General features: G+C 36.0%; 3 protein-coding genes. All 3 read right to left on the bottom strand.

The annotated features are described in order from the left end of the window. A partial coding sequence (locus tag AC1DJR_RS28410) for an aminoglycoside 6-adenylyltransferase (RefSeq protein WP_477004090.1) occupies positions 1-86 on the bottom strand: 86 nt, incomplete at its 3' end. A gap of 133 nt (positions 87-219) precedes the next feature. After that, a complete protein-coding gene (locus AC1DJR_RS28405) occupies positions 220-891 on the bottom strand; it encodes an O-methyltransferase (RefSeq protein WP_429688175.1) in 672 nt (223 codons plus the stop codon). A gap of 149 nt (positions 892-1040) precedes the next feature. Then, entirely contained in the window at positions 1041-1760 is a 720-nt protein-coding gene (locus AC1DJR_RS28400) for a 3-ketoacyl-ACP reductase (protein WP_000818985.1), read from the bottom strand. Between the last annotated feature and the right edge of the window lie 94 nt (positions 1761-1854).

The raw sequence follows: 1854 nt of genomic DNA, 5'->3' as shown, positions 1-1854 counted from the left end.
GACCCATTCATGATGACAGCTCGAATTCTTTCATCCTCTTTTGCTGTATTTATAATTAAGTCTAACATTTCTTTTTCAGTTCTCATCTTCTTATAGCCTCCAAGTTTTTAATATATAATATAAAGCTATGTAAATTGGAGGTCCACGAGCTAAATTCGTTGTACAAGATACACGTTATAATTTTTGAAACTTCTTTTTCATCCCTTTTTCCTCCTTACATTACTCTGTTACGACTGCCATTACAAACCCATCGTACCCTTTACTTCCTACAGTTTGAAGCGCAGTAGCACTTACACGCGGCTCAGCAGCTATTAGCTCATAGAAATGGCGTATCCCTTGTACACGAGGATCGCTACTAATATTATCAATAACTTCACCTTCACGTACTACGTTATCCCCAATAATTACAGTACCAGGGCGTGATAGTTTCAGTGCCCATTCAAAATAAGCAGGGTTATTTTGTTTATCCGCATCTATGAAAATAAAATCAAATGGTTCATACTTCTCATTTTCTATTTGTTTTAAAGAATCTAACGCTAATCCTAATCGTATTTCAATTTTATCATTCAAATTGGCACGCTCAATATTGCTCCGTGCAATTTCAGCATGCTTTTCACTTGCTTCTAATGTAACAATTCGCCCTCCAGATGGCAATGCTCTTGCAAGCCATATTGTACTATATCCGCCTAGAGTACCAATCTCTAAAATGTTACGCGCTCCTTGAATTTGTACTAATAGTTGTAAAAACTTCCCTTGAGTTGGCGATACATCATGTGCCGGTAAATTAGCTGCAGCGTTTGCTTGAAGAACTTCTTCTAATGTAGAGTCTTTCGGTATTAATACATCACTCATATATTGATCAACAGCCGTCCATTTCTCAATCGTACTCATGGAAATACCATCCCCTTCAAGTTTTTAATACTTATCTACCATTCAAATTTAATTATACCGAAAATTCCGTTTCATACACAAAAAATAAAGAAGGGACACCCACTCCATTACAGAATAGATGTCCCTTCTTTGTATTTTATATTTATCCCTTACGGATTAGTAGACCAAAGTCCTGCTGATTTAATAAATGTACGTTTATTTAATTTCAGCTGCGCTACGATAAACTCTGCAATATCTTCCGCTTGCATTACTTTATCAGGATTTCCATCAGTTAATCCTAAGTCTACAGCCATGTCAGTTGCTACTGTACTTGGTGTTAAAGCTGTTACACGGATATTATGTTTACGAACTTCCATCGCTAACGATTCTGTTAAACCAAGAACACCAAATTTAGAAGCACTATATGCACTTGTTACAGGTGCACCTTTTTGTCCTGCTGTAGATGAAATATTAATAATATCACCAGATTGTTGTTCAATCATACTTGGTAAAGCTGCACGAGTTGCATAGTATACACCCATTAAGTTTACTTGAATGATTTTTTCCCAATCAGCAACGTCTAATTCTAAAAACTTACCGAATTTAGAAATACCAGCGTTATTAATTAAAATATCGATAGATCCTAAACCGTTTTTTAATGTTTCAATTGCAGTAGTTACCTCTTCATATGAAGATACGTCAGCAGTCGCAATAACAGCTTTTACGCCTTCTGCTTCTACTTCTTTCGCAACTGCTTTTAAGTTTTCTTCTGAACGAGCTAAAAGACCAACATTTACGCCTTCTTTCGCTAATGCGATCGCTACAGCGCGACCAATCCCTCTACCTGCTCCTGTAATTAAAGCATTTTTTCCTTGTAATAATTCTGCCAAGTGTAACACTCCTTAATCTTCTCAGTTGTTTATTATATTAAAAGTGTATCTATGTTTATGTAAAAAGGCAATGATGCACTTTTATGTGCGTAGG

The organism is Bacillus sp. 05T31, assembly GCF_056396725.1.
Note: the sequence above shows the minus strand (reverse complement) of the source record. Positions and strands in the feature narration are given on the sequence as shown.